General features: G+C 62.0%; 14 protein-coding genes and 1 riboswitch. Of the genes, 9 read left to right on the top strand and 5 right to left on the bottom strand.

Annotation, left to right across the window (positions count from 1 at the left end; genetic code table 11):
- Positions 1–26 precede the first annotated feature (26 nt).
- Positions 27–3,854, top strand: a complete 3,828-nt coding sequence (locus ACWTV1_RS10855) for a multifunctional oxoglutarate decarboxylase/oxoglutarate dehydrogenase thiamine pyrophosphate-binding subunit/dihydrolipoyllysine-residue succinyltransferase subunit (RefSeq protein ID WP_498505341.1) — start codon at positions 27–29, stop codon at positions 3,852–3,854.
- A 96-nt stretch (positions 3,855–3,950) separates the two neighbouring features.
- On the opposite strand, the gene ACWTV1_RS10850 is transcribed toward ACWTV1_RS10855, so the two are convergent.
- Together ACWTV1_RS10850 and ACWTV1_RS10845 are read right to left on the bottom strand one after the other, a co-directional pair.
- Entirely contained in the window at positions 3,951–4,181 is a 231-nt protein-coding gene (locus ACWTV1_RS10850) for an anti-sigma factor family protein (protein WP_100389918.1), read from the bottom strand.
- Entirely contained in the window at positions 4,178–4,804 is a 627-nt protein-coding gene (locus ACWTV1_RS10845; RefSeq protein ID WP_498505340.1) for a sigma-70 family RNA polymerase sigma factor, read from the bottom strand. Before ACWTV1_RS10845 ends, ACWTV1_RS10850 begins: the two co-directional genes overlap by 4 nt.
- Positions 4,805–4,913: 109 nt before the next feature.
- On the opposite strand from ACWTV1_RS10845, the gene aroA reads away from it, so the two are divergent.
- The 7 genes from aroA to ACWTV1_RS10810 all read left to right on the top strand — a co-directional run bounded on the left by aroA (position 4,914) and on the right by ACWTV1_RS10810 (position 13,076).
- The gene (gene aroA / locus ACWTV1_RS10840; protein WP_498505339.1) at positions 4,914–6,320 is read left to right on the top strand and encodes a 3-phosphoshikimate 1-carboxyvinyltransferase; all 1,407 of its coding nucleotides are present in this window, start codon (positions 4,914–4,916) and stop codon (positions 6,318–6,320) included.
- Between the two features lie 2 nt (positions 6,321–6,322).
- Positions 6,323–7,384 (top strand): ribosome small subunit-dependent GTPase A, encoded by a 1,062-nt coding sequence (gene rsgA, locus ACWTV1_RS10835; RefSeq protein WP_498505338.1) that lies wholly within the window; start codon positions 6,323–6,325, stop codon positions 7,382–7,384.
- Positions 7,385–7,386: 2 nt separating this feature from the next.
- Positions 7,387–8,178: an inositol monophosphatase family protein gene (locus tag ACWTV1_RS10830; RefSeq protein ID WP_498505337.1), complete on the top strand. Its 792-nt coding sequence runs from the start codon at positions 7,387–7,389 to the stop codon at positions 8,176–8,178.
- A 95-nt stretch (positions 8,179–8,273) separates the two neighbouring features.
- Complete coding sequence (locus tag ACWTV1_RS10825) at positions 8,274–8,774, top strand: septum formation family protein (RefSeq protein ID WP_498505336.1); 501 nt, start codon at positions 8,274–8,276, stop codon at positions 8,772–8,774.
- Positions 8,775–8,919: 145 nt separating this feature from the next.
- Complete coding sequence (locus tag ACWTV1_RS10820) at positions 8,920–10,260, top strand: bifunctional alpha/beta hydrolase/OsmC family protein (RefSeq protein ID WP_498505335.1); 1,341 nt, start codon at positions 8,920–8,922, stop codon at positions 10,258–10,260.
- Between the two features lie 164 nt (positions 10,261–10,424).
- Complete coding sequence (locus ACWTV1_RS10815; RefSeq protein WP_498505334.1) at positions 10,425–11,252, top strand: siderophore-interacting protein; 828 nt, start codon at positions 10,425–10,427, stop codon at positions 11,250–11,252.
- A 132-nt stretch (positions 11,253–11,384) separates the two neighbouring features.
- Positions 11,385–11,480, top strand: a riboswitch (glycine riboswitch).
- Between the two features lie 147 nt (positions 11,481–11,627).
- A complete protein-coding gene (locus tag ACWTV1_RS10810; RefSeq protein WP_498505333.1) occupies positions 11,628–13,076 on the top strand; it encodes an L-serine ammonia-lyase in 1,449 nt (482 codons plus the stop codon).
- 12 nt (positions 13,077–13,088) lie between these two features.
- Here ACWTV1_RS10810 and ACWTV1_RS10805 read toward each other — a convergent pair whose 3' ends face one another.
- The 3 genes from ACWTV1_RS10805 to ACWTV1_RS10795 form a co-directional block, all read right to left on the bottom strand.
- Positions 13,089–13,832: a pyrimidine reductase family protein gene (locus ACWTV1_RS10805; protein WP_498505332.1), complete on the bottom strand. Its 744-nt coding sequence runs from the start codon at positions 13,830–13,832 to the stop codon at positions 13,089–13,091.
- 3 nt (positions 13,833–13,835) lie between these two features.
- Positions 13,836–14,741 (bottom strand): dihydropteroate synthase, encoded by a 906-nt coding sequence (gene folP / locus ACWTV1_RS10800; protein WP_498505331.1) that lies wholly within the window; start codon positions 14,739–14,741, stop codon positions 13,836–13,838.
- Positions 14,742–14,981: 240 nt separating this feature from the next.
- Positions 14,982–15,197, bottom strand: a complete 216-nt coding sequence (locus tag ACWTV1_RS10795) for an SCO4848 family membrane protein (protein WP_498505330.1) — start codon at positions 15,195–15,197, stop codon at positions 14,982–14,984.
- Positions 15,198–15,295: 98 nt separating this feature from the next.
- Here ACWTV1_RS10795 and ACWTV1_RS10790 point away from each other — a divergent pair, with 98 nt between their 5' ends.
- Positions 15,296–15,973 carry an IMPACT family protein gene (locus tag ACWTV1_RS10790; protein ID WP_498505329.1) on the top strand — a complete coding sequence of 226 codons (678 nt, stop codon included), beginning with the start codon at positions 15,296–15,298 and terminating at the stop codon, positions 15,971–15,973.
- Positions 15,974–16,050 lie beyond the last annotated feature (77 nt).

Here is a 16,050-nt window from a genome sequence, read left to right as displayed (position 1 = left end):
CCAGAACTGAAAGTAGGCGGTTTGACGTGTCAGGCCAAGTAACCGGAATCGCAGCGGACGGAGACTCCTCGGGCGACTTCGGGGCCAACGAATGGTTGGTCGACGAGATGTACGCAAAGTACCTCGAAGACAAGAATCTTGTGGATGAGGCGTGGTGGCCCTTCCTCGAGACCTATAACCCTTCGAAAGACTCAGCTCCCACCACACCGGCTCCCGCGTCAACGACGCCGGATGCGTCAGCTGCAGCACCGGCGACGACGCCCGCTGCACCGCAGGCCGCCAGCGAAGCCGCTCCTGCAGCTCCTACAGCAGCACCCGCTGAGAAGCCGTTCGTGGATGAGGGCAACCCCAGCACGGGCAGCCAGCCTGTCGCCCGCACGACGTCGGTCCAAGCGAAGCCCCAGCCAATTCCGGCCGAGGCCCCCACCACGACTCCCATCGAGACGTTGAAGGCTGAGGCTGACGCCAAGCCCAAGGCCGAGAACGTCGTCGCTCCACTGCGCGGTGCAGCCAAGGCTCTCGCCTCGAACATGGACTCGAGCCTCACGGTTCCGACCGCCACGAGCGTTCGCACCATTCCGGCGAAGCTCATGATCGACAACCGCATCGTTATCAACAACCACCTCAAGCGTGCTCGCGGTGGCAAGGTGTCGTTCACTCACCTCATCGCGTGGGCCATCATCGAAACCCTCAAGGAGTTTCCGAGCCAGAACGTCTTCTACGACGAGCCCGACGGAAAGCCTTCGGTTGTTACTCCCGCGCACATCAACCTCGGCATCGCCATCGACATGCCGAAGCCTGACGGCACGCGCTCTCTCGTTGTTCCCGGCATCAAGAATGCTGAAACCATGGGCTTCGGCGAGTTCCTTGCCGCCTATGAAGATGTAGTGTCTCGCGCTCGCGCCAATAAGCTCACCGGCGCTGACTACATGGGCAACACCATTTCGCTCACCAACCCCGGCGGCATCGGTACCGAACACTCGGTTCCCCGCCTCATGCGCGGTTCGGGAACGATCGTTGGCGCTGGCGCCCTCGAGTACCCGGCAGAGTTCCAGGGTGCAAGCCTTCGCACCCTCACTGAGCTGGGTATCGGCAAGACCATCACGCTGACGAGCACCTACGACCACCGCGTCATTCAGGGTGCTGGTTCCGGCGAGTTCCTCAAGAAGATTCACGAGCGTCTCATCGGCGAGAACCACTTCTACGAAGACATCTTCGCCGCATTGCGCATCCCGTACGACCCCATCCACTGGGCGAACGACATCAGCGTCGACCTTGCTGACAACATCAACAAGACCTCGCGCGTTCACGAGCTCATCAACTCCTTCCGCGTTCGCGGTCACCTCATGGCTGACACCGACCCGCTGGAGTACCGTCAGCGTTCGCACCCCGACCTCGACATTTCGAGCCACGGTCTTACCTTCTGGGATCTCGATCGCGAGTTCGTCACGGGTGGTTTCGGTGGCAAGCGCCAGGCACTGCTCCGCGAAATTCTCGGAATGCTGCGCGACGCCTACTGCCGCACCGTTGGCATCGAGTACATGCACATTCAAGACCCTGAACAGCGTCGCTGGATTCAGGATCATGTTGAGAAGCCGTACACGAAGCCGACCCACGACGAGCAGATGCGCATCCTAGGCAAGCTCAACGAGGCAGAAGCTTTCGAGACGTTCCTGCAGACCAAGTACGTCGGGCAGAAGCGCTTCAGCCTTGAGGGTGGCGAGTCCACGATTGCTCTGCTGGATGCCGTCATTCAGAAGGCCGCTGAAGCCAACCTTGAAGAGGTTGCCATCGGTATGGCTCACCGTGGCCGCCTGAGCGTGCTCACGAACATCGCCGGAAAGACCTATGGTCAGATCTTCCGCGAGTTCGAGGGAACCCAAGACCCGCGCACCGTTCAGGGTTCGGGTGACGTCAAGTACCACCTCGGCACCGAGGGCACTTTCACCGCTGCTGACGGTCGCCAGATTCCCGTCTACCTCGCGGCCAACCCATCGCACCTTGAAGCTGTCGATGGTGTGCTTGAAGGCATTGTCCGCGCCAAGCAGGACCGTCGCCCCATCGGCTCGTACGCCGTTCTGCCCGTCATGGTTCACGGCGATGCCGCGATGGCTGGTCAGGGAATCGTTGTTGAAATCTTGCAGATGTCGCAGCTGCGTGCCTACCGCACGGGTGGCACCATCCACGTGAACATCAACAACCAGGTTGGCTTCACGACTCCGCCGAGCGAAGGCCGCACGTCGCAATACTCGACAGATGTTGCCAAGACGGTCCAGGCTCCGATCTTCCACGTGAACGGTGATGACCCTGAGGCCGTTGTTCGCGTTGCAGAGCTCGCGTTCGCGTACCGCCAGAAGTTCCACCGCGATGTTGTTATCGACCTGATTTGCTACCGCCGCCGCGGTCACAACGAGGGTGACGACCCCTCGATGACGCAGCCGCTCATGTACAACCTGATTGAAGCCAAGCGCTCCGTTCGTACCCTCTACACCGAGGGCCTCGTCGGTCGTGGCGACATCACTCAGGAAGAGTACGAAGCAAGCCACCAGGACTTCCAAGACCGCCTGGAGCGCGCTTTCGCCGAAACGCATGCCGCTCAGACCGGTTCGATTCCTATCCTCACCAAGGACGGCAATGGAGTTTCTGACCTTGAGCGTCCCGGTTCGCAGCGCGACGACGCCATCGGCGAGCCCATCACAACGGGAATCGACGAGAGCGTTGTTCACCTCATCGGTGACGCCCACGCCAACCCTCCGGCCAACTTCTCGGTTCACAAGAAGCTGCAGGCACTACTCAAGAAGCGCACCGACATGAGCCGCAAGGGTGGCATCGACTGGGCCTTCGCTGAGTTGCTCGCCATCGGTTCCGTGCTCCTCGAGGGCACCCCGGTTCGTATGGCCGGTCAGGATGCTCGTCGAGGCACTTTCGTGCAGCGCCACGCGGTGCTTCACGACCGCGAAAACGGCCAAGAGTGGCTGCCGCTGCAGAATCTCTCAGAGAACCAGTCACGCTTCTGGATCTATGACTCGCTGCTCAGCGAGTACGCGGCACTCGGCTTCGAGTACGGCTACTCGGTAGAGCGCGCCGACGCACTCGTCATGTGGGAAGCCCAGTTCGGTGACTTCGCCAACGGTGCCCAGATCGTCGTCGACGAGTTCATCTCGAGCGCCGAGCAGAAGTGGTCGCAGCGCTCGAGCGTTGTCATGCTGCTTCCGCACGGATACGAGGGTCAAGGCCCCGATCACTCGTCTGCCCGCATCGAGCGCTACCTCCAGATGTGTGCCGAGAACAACATGATCGTGGCTCGCCCGTCGACTCCCGCGTCGTACTTCCACTTGCTGCGTCGTCAGGCGTACTCGCGTCCGCGTCGCCCGTTGATCGTGTTCACCCCCAAGGCGATGCTTCGCTTGCGCGGTGCCACGAGCGACGTCGCTGACTTCACGAGTGGTCGCTTCGAACCCGTTATTGACGATGTTCGTCTCGACGACAAGTCGGCCGTCACTCGCGTTATCGTCACCTCGGGCAAGACGTACTACGACATCGTCGCTGAGCTCGACAAGCGCGAGATCAAGCACATCGCCGTCGTGCGCATGGAGCAGTTCTACCCGCTCCCCGTTGCCGACATGACGACGGTGCTCGACCAGTACCCGAACGCTGACATCGTGTGGACTCAGGATGAGCCTGAGAACCAGGGTGCTTGGCCGTTCATTAGTTTGGAACTGCAGCGCCACATTCAGTCGCGCGACATCAAGCTCGCCTCGCGTCCGGCATCCGCCTCACCGGCGACCGGTTCGTCGAAGCGCAGCGCTCTCGAGCAGGCTGAACTGATAGACCACGCGATTACCCAGCCGTAACTGCAACCGCGTTAACGAAAAGCGGGCATCCTCTTCGGAGGATGCCCGCTTTTGTTATGCGGTGAGCACTCAGGGTGCTCAGCGTGGGAGTTCTTGTTAGGCGTCTGCCAGCTTCGACAGAATTGCGCTCCGCAGATTATCGGGCGCTGTCTCACGACAGGCCTGCTTGACCTTGAGCTTTAGTGCGAGAGCAACGAGGTGTTCGCTTGAGCAGGACTCGCAGTTGTCAAGGTGATCCGAAACATCTTGAAAATCGGCTTCGTTGAGTTCGCGGTCGAGGTATTCCTCGAGTTCGGCTTTTGCTTTTTCGCAACCGCAGTCGGTCATTTGGTGCTCCTTGATGCTGCTGGCGTGCCGGGGGTGCGGTCACGCGCGTAGTCGGCCAGTAGTTCACGCAACATGCGACGGCCACGGTGCAGTCGGCTCATTACGGTGCCTACAGGGGTTTTCATAATGTCGGCGATCTCTTGATATGAGAAGCCTTCGACGTCGGCGAAGTAGACCGCGAGGCGGAAGTCTTCGGGGATCGACTGGAGGGCATCCTTCACCGCACTGTCAGGCAGGTGATCGATGGCTTCTGCTTCAGCCGAACGCGTCGAAACCGACTGAGTGACCGACTCTGCGCCGCCCAACTGCCAGTCTTCGAGTTCATCGATGGTGCCCTGATACGGGTTCCGCTGATTCTTACGATAAATGTTGATGAACGTGTTGGTCTGGATGCGGTACAACCAGGCCTTCAGGTTTGTGCCCTGCTGAAACTGACCGAATGCCTGAAACGCCTTGACAAAGGTCTCTTGAACGAGATCTGCGGCGTCGGTGGGATTGCGGGTCATGCGCATTGCGGCGCCAAAAAGCTGGTCCATAAAGGGCAGCGCCTGCTCTTCAAACTGTCGTCGCTTGTCGTCAGCGGCAGCATCAGTGGCGCTGGGCTCAACTCTGTCGGTAGTCATTAGCGACAATTCTAGTTCGCTGATCACTACATCCTGCTGAGTACTCAGTACTGCTGTCATACGGGCGCCTCCTCCGTGGGGTCTAAAACGCCGATACTCTTAGTAACTGATGTTCGTATCTAAGTATTCCAACCCAGAGTTCAGCCCGTATGACGACGAGACGGTGCCAGACACCACGGTGCCCGGAAACTGGCCGGCGCCGACCGTCACTCACGCACTCTCGGCATCGCTGAGTTTGCCGGGCAGTAAGAGCCTCACGAACCGCGAATTGATCTTGGCGGCGCTCTCTGATGGCCCCTCGCGCCTGCACTCTCCGCTGCACTCCCGCGACAGCGCCCTGATGATCCAGGCCTTGCGCGCGCTCGGTGTCGGAATCACGGAGATCCCGACCGGCAATGCTTTCGGCCCCGACCTGCAGGTCACCCCCGGTGAACTCGAGGGCGGAACATCCATCGACTGCGGCCTCGCGGGCACCGTCATGCGCTTCCTTCCCCCCGTTGCCGCTCTCGCACTCGGCCCTGTCGCGTTCGATGGTGACGAAGCAGCTCTCCGTCGCCCGATGCGCACCACGATTGACTCGTTGCGCGCTTTGGGCGTCAATGTTTCCGACGACGGCCGCGGCACCCTTCCTTTCAGCCTGTACGGCATGGGAAAGGTAGCCGGTGGCGAAGTCAGCATCGATGCTTCCGCATCCAGCCAGTTTGTCTCTGGGCTCTTACTCGCAGCGGCTCGCTTTGAGAGTGGCTTGACGCTGCGTCACACCGGCGAAAAACTACCGAGCATGCCGCACATCGAGATGACGATTGAGTGCCTCGCTGCGCGCGGCGTTGTTGTCGAAAGCCCCGAGCCTGGCGTGTGGGTTGTTCCCGCTGGACCGATCCGCGCCATCGATGTCGTTCTCGAACCTGACCTCTCTAACGCTGCTCCCTTCTTGGCTGCCGCTGTCGTCGCGGGCGGAACAGTCACGATTGAGGGCTGGCCCGATACCACCACGCAGGTGGGCGCCGATCTTGAGCAATTGCTTCCGCTGTTCGGCGCAACCGCCATTCGCAAGGATGGCGCGCTCACGATCGACGGAGGCGCGGGAGTCGTTGGCGGTCAGCGCTACCCGGGAATCGAGCTCGACCTTTCCACGGGCGGCGAACTCGCTCCCGCGATCGTCGCTCTTGCAGCGCTGGCGTCCTCCGCCAGCACAATCACCGGCATCGGCCACCTGCGCGGACACGAAACCGACCGTCTTGCTGCTCTGCGCACCGAGATCAACGCACTCGGCGGATCCGTCACCGAACTCGACGATGGGCTTCACATCGAGCCCGCCGATCTGCACGGCGGCATCTGGCACAGTTACGAAGATCACCGGATGTCGACAGCCGGCGCCATCATTGGCCTTGCCATCGAGGGCATCGAAATCGAGGGCATCGAGTCAACCGCTAAGACGCTCCCCCAGTTCCCCGAGCTGTGGCGCACGCTGGTCGGCGACGCACCCCTCACCACCGACACCCTCGGGCTGCTCTAACGATGAGTTGGCTCACAGGTGACGACGATGATGACGACCGCGCCTACAGCGAATACGACGAGAGTTCGGTGCGCATGCGCCCGAACCCCAAAGCCAACAAGCCACGCAGCAAAATTCGCCCGCAGCATTCGGATGCCATCGAAGGGCGCGTCTTCAGCGTCGACCGCGGCCGCTACGGCGTCTGGGTTGCCGAAGGAACCCCCGAAGAACGCCAGATCATTGCCGCCCGCGCTCGTGAGCTAGGCCGCAACCAGCACGGCAAGGTTTCTGTTGTCACGGGCGACTGGGTTGATCTCGTCGGCGACACGAGCGGCACCGAAGGAACCCTCTCGCGCATTGTGCGCATTCGCGAACGCACCACACTGTTGCGCCGAAGCGCCGACGACACGGATGCCGTCGAACGCATCATTGTCGCTAACGCCGACCAGATGCTCATTGTTGTTGCCGCAGCAGACCCGGAGCCGCGACCGCGACTCGTCGACCGCTATCTTGTTGCTGCGTACGACGCTGGAATCGATCCGATTCTCTGCATCACTAAAACTGACTTGCAAAATCCGGCGCCGTTTTTGGAGAACTTTGCCGGTCTCGACTTGAAGGTCATCGCGAGCCGCTCTGATGAGGTTCCCCTCGACGAGTTGCGCGCTGCTCTCGAAGGCCACACGACGGTGGCCGTTGGGCACTCGGGCGTGGGCAAGTCCACGCTCGTCAATGCCCTGGTACCGGATGCCAATCGTGCGGTGGGACGCGTCAACTCGGTTACCGGTCGTGGGCGCCACACCTCATCGTCAACGATGTCGTACCGCGTCGGCTCTGGCTGGGTCGTTGATACCCCGGGTGTACGTTCGTTCGGGCTCGGGCACATCGACCCGAGCAAGATTCTTTCTTCATTCACTGATCTCGCCGAACTCGCTGAAGACTGCCCCCGCGGCTGCACGCACCTGCCGGATGCTCCCGACTGCGCCATCTCCGAGGCTGTCGCTTCCGGCGCTCTTGGCGAGGTCGGCCGGCTACGTCTTGACTCGTTCCAACGGCTCATCACGACGCTCGGTTCCGCTAGCGTGTAACTGTGACCGAATACACTCTCGCCGACGATCTTTCTCTGGCCCTCGCTCTCGCAGGCGATGCCGACCTCATCTCCCTCGACCGCTTCACCGCGCTCGATCTTGAGGTCACGACGAAGCCTGACCGCACTCCGGTAACGGATGCCGACAAGGCTGTCGAGCGCAGCATCCGTGCCGGCATTGCTGCTGCACGCCCGGGCGATTCGATTCTCGGCGAAGAGTACGGCGAGGCCGGTGACTCGAACCGTCAGTGGATCATCGACCCGATCGACGGCACCTCGAACTTTTTGCGCGGAGTACCGATCTGGGGCACCCTGATTTCGCTCGTGATCGACGGCGTTCCGCAAGTGGGTGTCGTGAGCTCGCCGGCTCTCGGCAAGCGCTGGTGGGCCGCAACCGGGCACGGGGCGTTCGCGCAGGCCCGCGATGGCGAGGCCGAGCAGATTTTCGTCAGCAAGGTTGCTGCGCTGGATGCCGCATCCATCAGCTACAACAGCCTGTCGGGGTGGGATGGCGCAGGTCGCTTGGATGCCGCTATTGCGCTCACGCGCGCCACGTGGCGTTCGCGTGCCATCGGCGATATGTGGGCGTATATGTTGCTCGCTGAGGGCGCGCTAGATCTCGTGGGCGAATTCGATTTGCAGCCCTACGACATGGCGGCGCTCATCCCTATCGTGCAGGAGGCCGGCGGACGTTTCACCTCGATTGACGGCGAAGAAGGCCCCTGGCACGGCAGTGCGCTCGCCACCAACGGCATTCTTCATAACGATTCGTTGAACTTTCTTCGATCTCACTAGAAGTTCACCCTCTTTCGTTACCTGTGGAAAGCCTGTGTTAAGTAGGCTTATGCAGTACGAAGCGCGACACATTCACACGAAAGAGACCTACTTCTATGTCGACAGAGACAATCTGGCGCCGCACGATCGCCATTGCCGCGGTAGCCGCCGCCGCCGTGGCCCTGAGCGGATGCAGCATCCTCGATCAGGTCACCAACGGAATCAGTGACGCCGTTGACTCCGGCCCGGGCACCACGCAAGACATTTTCAGCCTCGTTATTGGTGACTGCGAAGTCGGCAACCAAGACGGTGGAGAGGTCTCCAGCACGAAGACCATCGACTGCGCTGAGCCGCACGACGCTGAAGTGTACGCCGCTTCGTACCTCGCCGATGGCGATTTCCCCGGTGACAGCGTCATCGAAGAGCAGGCCACTAACGACTGCTACGCCGAGTTCAGCACCTTCATGGGTGTCGAGTACGACGACTCCGTGTACGACTTCTCCTGGTACTACCCCACCGAGGGCAGCTGGTCTGAGGGCGACCGCGAGATCCTGTGCCTCATTTACGACCCCTCCGGCGACCAGATCACCGGATCGCTCGCAGGCTCCGGACTGTAACTAGCCACACTCCAACGGCCGGCGAAGACATGCTCTTCGCCGGCCGTTGTGCGGTTAAGGGAAGAAACCGCGCCCCCGGCGACGTTGCACTCTGCAACTCCCTGCGAGACGCTGGGAGCAGTAAAGAACAAGGCGGTAGCGAACGATGAAGATTGAATTTCCCGGCTCCAACGGCACAATGCTTGCCGCCCGTCTCGACCTTCCCGAGGGAACGCCCTCGGCGTATGCGCTCTTTGCGCACTGCTTCACCTGCTCCAAAGACTCTTTCGCTGCGTCTCGCATCTCTCGCGCACTCGGCGATTACGGCATCGCCGTACTACGTTTCGACTTCACTGGACTGGGCGGATCCGACGGAGACTTCTCCAACACCAACTTCAGTTCGAACATTGACGACGTCGTTGCCGCCACCGAGTATCTCCGTGACAACTACCGCGCGCCGACCATCCTCATCGGTCACTCTCTCGGAGGTGCCGCTGTGTTGGCGGCCGCTCACCGCGTGCCCTCAGTCCGCGCCGTAGCAACTCTCGGCAGCCCGAGCGACCCCGCTCACATCAGCAACCTCTTCTCCCACGCCAGCGCCGAGATTGTGGCCGAGGGAGAAGCAACGGTTCAATTGGGCGGCCGCCCTTTCCGCATCCGCAAGCAACTGCTCGACGACATCGCTTCTCAGCCGCAAAGCGAACGCCTACGGGACTTGGATGCCGCGTTGCTGGTGCTGCATTCCCCGATTGACCAGACGGTGGGCGTCGATAACGCTCGCGAAATTTTCGATGCGGCACGGCATCCGAAGTCCTTCGTCGCCTTGGATGGCGCCGACCACCTACTGAGCGACCGGGATGACGCTGCCTTCGCTGCGAGCATGATTGCCGCGTGGGCCGCCCGCTACGCTTTCGATCGCGCCGATGCTACTGCCGCACCTCACGCCGCGCCCTCGAACTCGACTGCGGCTTCTACCGCAGCGGCGCCTGCGACTGCGTCTGCAACTGCGTCAGCGCCTGCATCGGCAACTACGTCAGCGTCTGTGGTCAACCCGAGCGCCACAGTGACAGTCGACGGCAGTGCGGTCATCGTCACCGAGAGCGGCCCCGCGCGCTACGAACAGCGCGTGTTTGCTTCCGGTCACGAGATCATTTCCGACGAACCCGCACCGCTTAGCGAAAACCACGGCCCGGCCCCGTACGACTTCATTTTGGCGGGCCTCGGCAGCTGCACCTCGATCACGATTCGTATGTACGCCGATCGCAAAAAGATGCCTCTCAAGGGCGTCAGCGTACGGCTCACGCGCGAACGGATCAAAGCCGCCGACTGCGACCACTGCACGTCGACCGAGGGAATGGTCGAGCACTTTACGCGCGAACTCACCTTCGACGGTGATCTCACCGACGAGCAACGCGATTCGCTCCTCGTCATCGCCGATAAGTGCCCCGTGCACCGCTCGCTCGAGGGCGAAATCTCGATCAGCACGACGCTGGCCGCCCAGAGCTAGAACGCCGCAACGGCTCGTAGCCTCAGGGCTAAGAACCTCAGCGCGTGGACGCTTCAAGGCAATTCGAAGCAACTCTCCCTAGCCCTCACCAGCCCGGCGAGCTACAGTAGTTAGGTAACCCTAACTTCTTAGCGAAATGAGCCGGCGCCTCGCGCCCACAATCTATGACTTTTGAACGCGAATCCGTCAAGCACCCTCTCGCCGCACGCCGTCTTTCGGTGAGCGCCGTGAACTACCCCGCCCCGTCGATCGCTCGCATCACGCTCAGCGGAGACGAACTCGAGGGGTTTATCAGCAGCGGCCCCACCGATCACGTCAAGGCGTTCTTCCCCGACCCCGCTACCGGTGTTTTGACGGCACCCACCATGACTGAAGAGGGTCTCAAGCGCGTCGGCGAGGGTAAGGTCTTCTCCCGCGACTACACCCCGCTCGGCTTCCGCAGCCACGACGGGCACCACGAACTCGACATCGATTTCGTCGTCCACGGTGACGAAGGTCCCGCCTCCGCCTGGGCCGGAAAGGCAAAAGTCGGCGACGAGATCGTCATTGCTGGACCGCGCGGCTCGAAGCTTCTCCCGCAGGGGGCAACGCACGTCATCCTGATCGCCGACGAAACCGCGCTTCCGGCTGCATCGCGCTGGATCGAAATGTTGCCCACCTCGGTGCGCATCACCGCGCTGTTCGACGTGGCCGACGAGAGCGTCGAGAGTTACTTCAGCGAGGAGCTCAAAGCCCGTATGGACGCCCAGTGGTTCTACCGTCGCGATGGCCTCGGACAGCTGGAAGCTGCGCTGCGTGCCCTCGGTGAGATTGGCGAATCCACCTTCGTGTTCCTCGCCGGCGAAGCGACAACCTTGGTGCCGCTGCGCCGCTACCTTCGGCGCGAGCTGGGGCTCCCCAAACAGCAGGTAACAGCCGACGGCTACTGGCGTCGCGGTGTCACGGATGCCGATCACCACGCTCCCATCGACCCGAGCGACCCCGAAGACTAACGAACACAGCGGGCACGCGCGAGCACGGCTCTCCGTCGGCCGCGCGTGCTCGACTGAGCACCTGTTTCAGTGCACATTTCCGGCCGCCAAATCGGCCCCGAGTGTATGCTGAGGGCACAAGTGAACAGCCGTCATTCCGCCGCGGGAGAGTCCTTCCGATCGATGGTTGGCGCCGTAGGAGCAAACCCTCTCCGGGAATCTCTCAGGCCCCAGTACCGCAGTGGATAGGCAACTCTGAAAAGTAGTCGGCCCTGCCCGACTCGCCGACGGGGCAACGCGACGCCACAAGCGTGCGGAAACTCTCAGGCCCAATACAGAGCGGAGAGGACTCAACGACGCCCGTACGACGCTGTGCGGTGAAGAAATGGAGTCACCGTGGCCATTCGCAATCTGACCCCCACCACCGAAGTACCCACTCCTTCTCTCGAAGAAGTGCCGCTCAGCAGCTTCGACCTCTTCACGGTCGGCATCGGCCCTTCGAGTTCTCACACCGTTGGCCCTATGCGCGCTGCGGCGTCCTTCGCCGCTGATCTTGCCGAGCACGGGATGCTCGACTCTGTCGCCACAGTGAATGTGCGCCTCTATGGTTCCCTCGCCGCAACCGGTGCAGGCCATGGCACGATGAGCGCTGTGCTGATCGGTTTGGAGGGCAAACTCCCCGACCGAGTTCTTCCCACCGAGATGGAAGAGATTCTCGCGAGGATCGAAGAGACCGGAACTCTCAGTCTGGCCGGCAGTCGCGAAGTGCCGTTCCGCGAGGCCGAGATTGCCCTGCACCCGCTGACTGTGCTCGACGGGCATCCGAACGGTATGCGTTTTGCCGCATTCTCGGATGCCGGCGAGCCCGTTCTCGAAGCAACTTACTTTTCCATCGGCGGTGGCTTCATCTATCGCGAGGGAGACAACCGCGATGGCAGCAACGGTCTCGATCACGTTGCGGATCCCTTGCCTTTCCGCACGGCGGCGCAGCTGCTCGCGCACTGCCGTTCCGAGGGCCTTTCGTTCAGTGGCGTGATGTTGCGCAACGAGCTTGCCCGCCGCTCTGAGGCGGAGGTTCGCGCCGGCCTGCTTCACATCCGCGACGTCATGGACGAGTGCAAGAACAACAGCCTCGAGCGAACCGGCAACTTGCCGGGCACACTCAATGTGCGCCGCCGCGCTCCTGATTGGCACGCGCGACTGCGCACCGAAGACCCCGATCGCGACCCGGCTTTCTGGCAAGAGTGGGTCAACCTCGTTGCCCTCGCGGTCAACGAAGAGAACGCATCTGGTGGCCGCGTGGTCACCGCCCCCACTAATGGCGCTGCTGGCATCATCCCCGCCGTGCTGTTCTACGCGACGCATTACGCTCCCGGCATGAAAGACGCCGATCAAGCGATGAAGGATGACGCTACCGTGCGCTTCTTGCTGGCCAGCGCCGCTGTGGGCGTGCTCTACAAGCGCATGGCCTCCATCTCGGGCGCAGAGGTCGGATGCCAGGGAGAGGTCGGCTCAGCCTCCTCTATGGCGGCTGCGGGTTTGGCCGAGATTTTGGGCGGCACGCCCGAGCAGGTCGAGAACGCTGCGGAGATCGCGATGGAACACAACCTCGGACTCACGTGTGATCCCATCGGCGGCCTAGTGCAGATTCCCTGCATCGAACGCAACGCCATTGCTGCGGCCAAGGCCATTAACGCCGCCAAGATGGCGCTGTGGGGCGACGGCACCCACCGGGTCTCGCTCGACGAGGTCATCATCACGATGGCCGAGACCGGCAAGGATATGAGCTCGCGCTACAAAGAGACGTCGATGGGTGGCCTCGCCGTCAACGTCGTCGAGTGTTAGGAGCCAGCGCGATTACGGGCGCGTGTAGCGCAGCAGCAGCGTCCCATCGGGAGCGCTTAGCGCGTGGGCCAGCATCATGTCTTGCGGGGTCGCATCGGCGGCGTCGACAATGCGGCGCGCAGAACCGCCCTCGAGGCGTGGACTCACCGTAAGGCACAGCTCGTCGACAACCCCTTGAGCGATCATCGTCGCAAACAGTGTCGGCCCGCCCTCGCTGTGCAGTTGAGGATACCCGCGCTCCGTCAGCACGTGCTTCAACTCCACCGTGTCGACTTGCGACTCCCCCGCAACGATGACGTCCGCGACTTCTTCGATACGTTTGCGTTGCTCAGCGGAGGCTTTCTCGGTGGTGATCACGAACGGCCGTGTGGCGTACGACTCGAGGTCTTTTGGCTCCAGCCGCAGTGATGCGGTGACAATCGCGAAGGGCGGCTGCGCGCTGAGTCCATTTGCGGTTCGCCAGGACACCGACTCCTCGTCGAGGGCGAGATTGCGGTAGCCCTCGTGACGCACGGTGCCCGCTCCCACGACGATGACATCCGCGAGTCTGCGTAACAGCGGAAACACGCGACCGTCCGCCGGTGTTCCGAGACCTCCCGAAACGCCCTCGTGAGTAGCGGCCCCGTCGATGCTCGACACGAAGTTAGCGCGCAACCACGGCTTCGCTCGATCAGCCACGGCGTAGCTCGCGAGCAGTTGCTCGTCGGTCAGTGCAGTTCCTGCAGTCAGGGAGTGGATGTCGGATGCAGCGGCCACGGTCTATCTTTCGTTGGCGTCGGACATGTTGTGCTTCAGCACCGCCGGCTCGCGGAGCCCAAGAATCGCTTCAGCCATTCGTACGGCATCCACCGTCTCGGCCACTTCGTGCACGCGCACGACGCGGGCGCCGTTCAGGACGCAAGCCACTGCGGCCGCGAGTGAGCCTTCGAGACGCTGGCGCTTCGGCTTTTCGAGCACTTCACCGATAAAGTCTTTGTTCGATAGGGCGACGAGCGTGGGCAGACCCAGGTCGGTGATCACATCGAGGCGACGCGTGAGCTCAAGGCTATGCAGCGTGTTCTTGTTGAGGTCATGCCCGGGATCAACAAAGAGACGGTCATCCGGAACCCCCGCGTCCATAGCCCGCTCGACTCGGCTCTGGAGAAAGTCCCGTACCTCAATAGCGACATCGTCATACTGCGGACGAGCGAACTGGGTTCGTGGCTGGGCCCGCGAATGCACCAGGATTAGCGACGCCTCGCTGTCGGCGACAACGCGGGCAAGATCGGGATCGCTGAGCCCCGTGGTGTCGTTGATCACCGTGGCTCCGGCGGCGATGCTGCGCCGTGCAACTTCTGAGTGGAAGGTGTCCACAGAGATAATGACGTCGGATTCTGCTCGTAGCGCCTCGACAACTGGCACCACGCGGTCGCACTCCTCTTCGACGCTGAGCGGTTCCCCCGGAGCGAACGGCACACCCCCGATGTCGATCCAGTCAGCGCCATCGCGTACCGCTCGCAGCGACGCTGCCACGGCATCTTCGAGCGCATAGTTTGCGCGGGCGTCGTAGAAGGAATCGGGCGTGCGGTTGACGATCGCCATCACCGCCACGCGCTGCGAAAAATCGAAGGTTCGATCACCGATGGTGCGGCGGGGGTTCCGCAGCGAAGGGAGCACAAAACTCATACTCCCTATACTGGGCGACGATACTGACAACTCCACCCACATACCCGGGTTAACGCCGAGAACTTCCACGGAACGTCACGAACGCGGCGCCGACTACAGAGCTGCCCACTTGGTGGAACCACGATCACGATACCTCCACGCGAACGTGCTCCGCGACTATCTCCTCAACGCCCTTGACCGCTTACAGCCGGCAGTGTCGCCACGGATGCGAGCAAAACCCGCTCCGACGACAACGCTGCGTTAGCTGCTGAGCAGCAAAATACCCGCGAACACGGATGCCGCTGCGATCGCCATCGCAATCCCTAGCAGTACCGCATGCACCCGATAAAACGCCGTCGGCTTGCCAGCGGAATCGCGAGCTCGCGGGTCGCCGCTCACACGCTTGAGGAAGCGGGGCCAGGCGACGACATTGAACAGTGCGCTGACGAATAGAACGATTACGGCAAACAACTCCATGGTTCTCAAGCCTACGCCCGACGCAGAGCACCCAGCACCCAGCACATGTGACCCGTCAAGCGCCAAGAGCCAAGAGCCAAGCATCAGACACTGTCCCCATGAGCCACAATGGGTGGATGCTCGAATACACGCTTCGCGGAGGCCACGGCGCCACGGCTGAAGCCGAGCTCGAAGTAAAGCGCTCCCGCTTTCTCTGCACCGTGATGCGAGTCGAGAGCGAGGAGGATGCCCGCGACGTCATTGAACTCGCGCGCAAGGCTCACTGGGATGCCCGCCACCACTGCTCCGCGTTCGTACTCGGCTCAGCAACAGAGCCCTCGCAAGTGAGACGCTCCAATGATGATGGCGAACCTTCCGGCACTGCAGGGCGACCCATCCTTGATGTGCTCAATGGCCGCAAGCTCATCGATTGCGTCGCCGTGGTCTCCCGCTATTTCGGAGGGACCCTTCTGGGCACCGGTGGCCTGATTCGTGCTTACTCAGATACCGCGGCACTAGCCATCGATGGAGCTCGAGCCCAGCACCGCCTCGTGGTCCGCGAACGACGTGAGCTATTTCGCTTAGCCTTGTCCCACGCAGATGCCGGACGCGTAGAAGCCGAGTTGCGCCAGCACGGAGTGACAGTTCTCGGCACGGACTACGCGGCGCAGGCGGTTCTCACGCTAGCAACGGACGCTCCGGGCGCAGTTGATCTCGCTGCCCGCGTTGCCGGCGTCACGGCCGGCGCTGGCACTCTCGAGCCCGCGGGCGCCGAGTGGGTGGATGTAGCGCCGTAGGCCCTGCCGATGCGCTAGCTATCGGCACTTCGGGTGGTTGTCGACAATGGTTGGTTAACGCAAGAAAGCCACACCCG

It is taken from the genome of Salinibacterium sp. VpJ6, from assembly GCF_059767345.1.
This window is presented reverse-complemented; position numbering and strand designations above follow the sequence as displayed.

Coding starts and splice junctions, on each gene's coding strand:
- aroA (WP_498505339.1), top strand. CDS start 4,914: ATGTTCGTATCTAAGTATTCCAACCCAGAGTTCAGCCCGTATGACGAC.
- ACWTV1_RS10825 (WP_498505336.1), top strand. CDS start 8,274: ATGTCGACAGAGACAATCTGGCGCCGCACGATCGCCATTGCCGCGGTA.
- ACWTV1_RS10850 (WP_100389918.1), bottom strand. CDS start 4,181: ATGACCGACTGCGGTTGCGAAAAAGCAAAAGCCGAACTCGAGGAATAC.
- ACWTV1_RS10795 (WP_498505330.1), bottom strand. CDS start 15,197: ATGGAGTTGTTTGCCGTAATCGTTCTATTCGTCAGCGCACTGTTCAAT.
- ACWTV1_RS10790 (WP_498505329.1), top strand. CDS start 15,296: ATGAGCCACAATGGGTGGATGCTCGAATACACGCTTCGCGGAGGCCAC.
- folP (WP_498505331.1), bottom strand. CDS start 14,741: ATGAGTTTTGTGCTCCCTTCGCTGCGGAACCCCCGCCGCACCATCGGT.
- rsgA (WP_498505338.1), top strand. CDS start 6,323: ATGAGTTGGCTCACAGGTGACGACGATGATGACGACCGCGCCTACAGC.
- ACWTV1_RS10820 (WP_498505335.1), top strand. CDS start 8,920: ATGAAGATTGAATTTCCCGGCTCCAACGGCACAATGCTTGCCGCCCGT.
- ACWTV1_RS10845 (WP_498505340.1), bottom strand. CDS start 4,804: ATGACTACCGACAGAGTTGAGCCCAGCGCCACTGATGCTGCCGCTGAC.
- ACWTV1_RS10815 (WP_498505334.1), top strand. CDS start 10,425: ATGACTTTTGAACGCGAATCCGTCAAGCACCCTCTCGCCGCACGCCGT.